This window comes from Propionispora vibrioides, assembly GCF_900110485.1.
GTDB classification, from domain to species: domain Bacteria; phylum Bacillota; class Negativicutes; order Propionisporales; family Propionisporaceae; genus Propionispora; species Propionispora vibrioides.
The window spans coordinates 75,352-81,351 of record NZ_FODY01000023.1 but is presented as its reverse complement, the minus strand read 5'-3'; the positions used below and the strand labels follow the sequence as shown (position 1 = coordinate 81,351).

At 47.5% G+C, this 6,000-nt stretch carries 5 protein-coding genes; all 5 read left to right on the top strand.

From position 1 onward, the window contains the following. The first annotated feature begins 334 nt into the window (after positions 1-334). The 5 genes from agaW to BMW43_RS16075 all read left to right on the top strand — a co-directional run bounded on the left by agaW (position 335) and on the right by BMW43_RS16075 (position 5,910). On the top strand, positions 335-1,102 hold the full coding sequence (gene agaW / locus BMW43_RS16095; protein WP_091749935.1) for a PTS N-acetylgalactosamine transporter subunit IIC: 768 nt from the start codon (positions 335-337) through the stop codon (positions 1,100-1,102). Then, complete coding sequence (locus BMW43_RS16090; protein WP_091749932.1) at positions 1,092-1,913, top strand: PTS system mannose/fructose/sorbose family transporter subunit IID; 822 nt, start codon at positions 1,092-1,094, stop codon at positions 1,911-1,913. The genes agaW and BMW43_RS16090 overlap by 11 nt, the downstream gene beginning before the upstream one ends. A gap of 148 nt (positions 1,914-2,061) precedes the next feature. Continuing rightward, a complete protein-coding gene (gene nagA / locus BMW43_RS16085) occupies positions 2,062-3,222 on the top strand; it encodes an N-acetylglucosamine-6-phosphate deacetylase (RefSeq protein ID WP_091749929.1) in 1,161 nt (386 codons plus the stop codon). A 109-nt stretch (positions 3,223-3,331) separates the two neighbouring features. Next, positions 3,332-4,654: a class II D-tagatose-bisphosphate aldolase, non-catalytic subunit gene (locus BMW43_RS16080; protein ID WP_091749927.1), complete on the top strand. Its 1,323-nt coding sequence runs from the start codon at positions 3,332-3,334 to the stop codon at positions 4,652-4,654. Positions 4,655-4,749: 95 nt separating this feature from the next. Continuing rightward, positions 4,750-5,910 (top strand): SIS domain-containing protein, encoded by a 1,161-nt coding sequence (locus BMW43_RS16075; protein WP_091749924.1) that lies wholly within the window; start codon positions 4,750-4,752, stop codon positions 5,908-5,910. Positions 5,911-6,000: the final 90 nt, after the last annotated feature.

Here is a 6,000-nt window from a genome sequence, read left to right as displayed (position 1 = left end):
TGGCCTATGGAATCAATAACACAAGCTTCATGATGTCGTTTGCCGACATCGATACCAACAAAAAACATATCACATACCTCCAAGTGGTCGGTTCCCGCATACCTTTGCGATATACAACCTAGTTTGACATACGAAGATCGGGCGATGCCCTTCAACATCCAGCTCATTCGTAAACTCTCGCAAAGTCGGGGCTACACTCTTTATACCGAGAACAAAGTCTCAAGGAGGATTTCGTAGCACTCCGACTCACACGAGAATATTATCTCAAAACTTGGAGGATACGTGAACAGTTTATATTGGATTGTCTAATATCAATATACTAGGGAGGATTATTATGTTTTCTGAAGCATTAATGATTGCCCTGTGGGCCTTCATTGCCGGTATTGACTTATTTGACGGACTGATTCATATTCACCGGCCTGTCGTTACCGGCCTGGTTGTAGGTTTAATCCTGGGTGATCTTAAAACCGGACTGATTACGGGAGCTACATTAGAGCTGGTCTGGATGGGAATGGTGCCGCTGGCGGGAGCCCAGCCGCCCAATGTGGTAATCGGCGGAATCATTGGTACGGCTTTTGCCATTTTGACACAGCAGGACCCGAAGGTGGCCGTGGGCGTAGCCGTACCTTTTGCGGTAGCCGTACAGGGGGCAATCACCCTGATGTTCACCGTATTTTCCCCTATTATGCATAAAGCCGATCAATACGCTGAACAGGCGGATACGGCGGGAATTGTCCGGATCAACTACCTGGGGATGTTGTTCCTGGGCCTGTTTTATGCCGTTATTGCCTTTCTTCCTATCTATTTTGGCGCTGATTTAGCCAAAAGCACGGTGGAAATGCTGCCACAATGGTTTATCGGCGGCTTAGCCGTTGCCGGAGGCATGATGCCGGCTATTGGATTTGCTATGCTGCTCAAGATTATGTACAAACAAGAATATGCAGTATTTCTGATAGCAGGGTTTATCCTGGCTACATATCTTAAGCTTCCTTTGCTGGCTGTAGCCGGTATTGCCGTATGTGTTGCCGGCTATGACTATTACAATAATAGAAATAACGCTGCCAGGACGGCAAAAAAGGAGGTCAGAAGCCATGGAATCTGAGATCAGCCGCTATGAAGACGGCACCAATGAAAATGTCCTGACCAAGAAAGAGCTGCATAAAATGGTCTGGCGCTCCTTCTTTTTACAGGCATCCTTCAATTATGAAAGAATGCAGGCCTGTGGCTGGCTGTATGGTATGTTGCCTGCGTTGGAAAAAATTCATCGCAATAAGCAGGATCTGGCCAAATCTATGAAGCTCCATATGGAGTTTTTCAATACTCATCCGTTTTTGGTCACTTTCATTATGGGGATTGTGGCGGCTATGGAACAAAACAAAGAGGACCAGGAGACCATCCGGGGCATTAAAGTTGCCACCATGGGACCGCTGGGGGGGATCGGTGATGCCCTGTTCTGGCTGACCGCCTTACCGATTACTGCCGGTATTGGTGCGGCACTGGCTATGGATGGCAATATTCTGGGGCCTGTTATTTTTCTGGTACTGTTTAATATACTGCACTTTGGTTTGCGTTTTGGGTTAATGAATTACGGGTATAGCACCGGTGTCCGGGCGGTTCAATCGTTAAAGGAGAATACAAAGCTGGTTTCCCGGGCATCTACGATTGTCGGTCTGACAGTGGTTGGGGCCCTGATTGCTTCCTATATCAATTTAAAGCTGCCGGTAATTATTACAGCCGGTGAAGCGAAGGTGGCATTGCAAACCGATGTATTAGACAAGGTTCTTCCCAATATGCTGCCGTTTGCCTATACTGTCCTGATGTACTATTTGTTAAAGAAAAACTTTTCACCGGTTAAACTGATTGCCTTGACGGTATTTATCGGGGTGGCCGGCAAAATATGCGGCGTCCTGTAAGCTGTTTGACTGGAAGGAGCCGCTCTGAAGGCTGCTCCTTCCAGATCTCAGGCAGGGAAGAAACTTTGCGTAAAATATAAGAGTTTTGGCGGTGGATAAAAATTTCGGAAATTCTTATAAATTTATGACGGACATATAGGAGTTCAGCATGGATACATCACATTATGCAATAACTGCAAAAAAAATTGTTCTGGAAAACCGCGTCATCGAAGATGGAGCCGTTGTCGTTAACAATGGGTTCATTGAAGCAATTGTCGACAGTCAAAGCCAGTTAGCGGTGGATTGTGTATGGGATTGTTCGGCAATGGAGCTTTGGCCGGGGCTGATCGATACTCACATTCATGGGGCTAATGGCTATGATGTCATGGCTGCTGATTTTGCGGCGGTTAATGAGGTGTCTAAATTTTTAGTGAAGAAAGGCATTACAGCCTTTGTTCCCACGGTTATGACTGCTCCGGTGGATCAGATGCATAAAGCATTACAAAATATACATGCTTGTACCGGCAAGGTGGAAGGCGCTGAAATCTTAGGTGCGTACCTGGAAGGACCATACCTTGCCGCCAGTCACCGCGGCGCTCATCCGCAGGATTTGCTGCGCCCTGTTGCGGTAAAGGAAGTGGATGAGTTTATTAAAGACGCGGCTCACCGTATTTTAACGGTGGCTCTGGCACCGGAAAGTAAAAATGCAGTTACCCTAATCCAGCACTTAGTTCGTCAGGGGATTCATGTCGCCTTGGGGCATACCGGTGCCACCTATGAAGAGATGGTAAGCGCTTTTGCGGCCGGGGCGGATATTGCGGTCCATACCTACAATGGTATGCAGGGATTACATCACCGCAAGCCTGGAGCCGTCGGTGCCATCTTAACCGATGACCGGGTTTATGCCGAATTGATTGCTGATTTTATCCACGTCCATCCGGCTGCAATGAACATTTTGTTTCGCTGTAAACCTAAGGATAAGATTATTTTGATCAGTGATGCGATGGCGGCAGCCGGTTTGCCGGACGGAGAATATACCCTGGGAACCATACCGGTGATTGTCAGAGATACAATTGCCCGTGCGCCGGGCGGTTCATTGGCCGGGAGTACGACAAATCTGTTAAGTTCGGTGGCGGCGCTGATTAATAAGATGGCGGTCGACCCGGTTGACGCCATTAATATGGCTTCGCGCAACCCGGCCCGGATGTTGGGGCTTGAGCAGCACACTGGCACCATACAAGCGGGCAAGAAGGCTAATTTAGTAGTCGTGGATACTAAGTATCAGGTGGCAATGACCCTGGTTAACGGGAAAGTAGTATATCAAAGCTGATACCTTCCCTGAACTGGTAATGACGACAGGACGACATGGAAGGTAAAATTCTATATTACAATTACACGGAAAATGATCCGGATAAAGCGATAATGAAAGGAGTGCTGTAATGAGTAGCAAACACCCTTTAAAACTTTTGGTGGAGCGGCAGAAGAACGGCCAGGCTTGTGGCATATATTCCCTTTGCAGTGCCAATGAGTATGTAATTACTGCCGCAATGGAACGTGCCCTGGCCGACAAGGACTACGTGCTGATTGAAGCAACCGCCAACCAGGTAAATCAGTTTGGTGGTTATACCGGCATGCGACCGGCTGATTTCCGTGACTTTGTTTATTCTTTGGCATTAAAAGCAGGCTTCCCTTACGATAAAATCCTGCTGGGCGGTGATCATTTGGGACCGCTGACCTGGCAAGCGGAAATAGCTGAAACAGCCTTGGAGAAGTCCCGGGAATTAATAAGACAGTATGTCTTGGCCGGGTTTACCAAAATACATATTGACACCAGTATGAAACTGGCCGATGATTCTCCCGATGGCCCCTTGGAAACGGCTATCATTGCGGCCCGGGGGGCCATGCTTGCCAGAGAAGCTGAACTGGCTTTTACTCAGATGCGGCAAATGAATCCGGAAGCGCTCAGTCCGGTGTATGTGGTGGGAAGTGAAGTGCCTATTCCGGGGGGAAGCCGGGATAGCGAGGAATACATTCATGTTACGGAAGCGGCAGATTTTGAGAGGATGGTAGAAACTTTTAAGCATGCCTTTCAGCAATACCGCTTAGAAAACGCCTGGGAGAATGTAATTGCTGTCGTGGTGCAGCCGGGTGTGGAATTCGGGGATGAGTGCATACATGCGTATGAGCGCCCGGCGGCAGGGCGGCTTAGCCGGTCCTTACAGAAATACCCGGGACTGGTGTTTGAGGGTCATTCGACTGATTATCAGACAGCACGTGCTCTGAAGGAAATGGTAGAGGATGGAATTGCTATTTTAAAGGTCGGGCCGGCTTTAACGTTTGCTTTGCGGGAAGGGCTGTTTGCTTTAAGTCACATGGAGGCCGAACTGTTTCGGTTTAGCGCTGAAGTTGAGCAGTCGCGGTTTATGGAAGCATTAGATTCCTGTATGGCTTATCATCCGGAGAACTGGCTGCAGCATTATCGCGGCCGGCCTGGTGAAATCCGCTATGCGAGAAAATTCAGCTTCTCCGACCGGTGCCGGTATTACCTGCCGGCCATGGAAGTGAAAATGGCTTTAGACAGACTCATGAAAAATTTGCAGTTAGTGGACATTCCTTTAACGCTGCTGAGCCAGTTCATGCCGGTACAATATAAAAAGGTACGCGACGGGTTATTGCAGCCAGATGTCCAGAGTCTGTTGAAAGACAGAATTATAAATTGTATTGATGATTATCTATATGCGGTAAAGCCTGGCAGAAGCTGATTTTATGAAGGATTGCCGCTGCCGTTCGCGAGTCAGGGAACACGCGCAATGCTTTATATAAATATAAAAAATAAAACAAGAGAGGACGAAAGAATATGAATACTTTATTCGGTCTTACCCGGGAAACTGTGGTAAGCAAACATGCCCATTATACAGTGGAGGAAATTTTGCGCCAGCCAACTGTTTGGAAATCCATATATGAAAAGATTGCAGGCAGAAGAGATGAAATTAAAAAGTTCATTGGAAAAATAGACAAAAAGACCAGAATTATTCTTACCGGGGCAGGCAGCTCGGGTTTTGTGGCCGATGCCTTGGCACCGGTTATACGGAAGGAACTGGGGTTTACACAGGTAGAATCCATTCATACGACAGACATTGTGGCCAGTCCGCACCAGTATCTGGTGGCAGAGGCTAAGACCTTGCTGATTTCGTTTGGCCGGTCAGGAAACAGCCCTGAAAGTATTGCCGCTATTCAACTGGCCGAACAATTGATTCAAGATGTAAGGCATATCGTCATTACCTGCAATAACCAGGGGGAATTAGCCGGTTTTGCCAACGAAAGAACTTTAAACTTCCAGTTTGATGAGGCCAATGACCAGGGGTTTGCCATGACCAGCAGCGTAACAGGCATGTTGCTGGCAGCTTATGGGATTTTGAATATTGAGCAGGATTTAAGTACTATGGTGAACAAAGTAGCAAGCTATGCGGGCGAGATTCTTCGGAATAAGCATCAGACCATCGCCGATACCTACCAACCTCAGGTAGACAGACTGATCGTATTGGGCGCCGGGAATCTGTTTGGCGCTGCCAGGGAGGCTGCGTTAAAATTGCTTGAACTGACTGCAGGCAAGGTGATATCCCGCTATGATACCCCGATGGGATTCCGCCATGGTCCCAAGGCAATGCTGACACCTCGTACAGTGATTTTATACTTTGTAGCGGGTAATGATTATACTAAACGTTACGATCTGGATATGTTGCGGGAACTGTCGCAGGCCAGCAAGAATAAATTAATTGTTGTTTCAGATGTATATGATGAAGTGATAGAACAGGTAGCCGATGTGTACATTTTCAATTCAGTCAGCGATGATGTAGCAGAAGCATTTTCACCATTTATTCCGTTAATAGTAGGGCAATTATTTGCCTTGTCCGCTTCGTTGCGGCTAGGCTGCACACCGGACAACCCTTTCCCGGGCGGGGAAGTGAATAAGATCGTACAGGGTGTTATAGTACATCCGATAGAAGGCATTCATTAACGTCGTAAGACCGGCAGTGCGTATAACTTCTTAAAGTAAATCCGCCGTTTCCAAAGGGAATAACGGCGGATTTTTTTGCTTTTCAAGATA

Bases quoted from the DNA above. Each gene is read 5' to 3' on its own strand.
- agaW (WP_091749935.1), top strand. From the start codon at position 335: ATGTTTTCTGAAGCATTAATGATTGCCCTGTGGGCCTTCATTGCCGGT.
- BMW43_RS16090 (WP_091749932.1), top strand. From the start codon at position 1,092: ATGGAATCTGAGATCAGCCGCTATGAAGACGGCACCAATGAAAATGTC.
- nagA (WP_091749929.1), top strand. From the start codon at position 2,062: ATGGATACATCACATTATGCAATAACTGCAAAAAAAATTGTTCTGGAA.
- BMW43_RS16080 (WP_091749927.1), top strand. From the start codon at position 3,332: ATGAGTAGCAAACACCCTTTAAAACTTTTGGTGGAGCGGCAGAAGAAC.
- BMW43_RS16075 (WP_091749924.1), top strand. From the start codon at position 4,750: ATGAATACTTTATTCGGTCTTACCCGGGAAACTGTGGTAAGCAAACAT.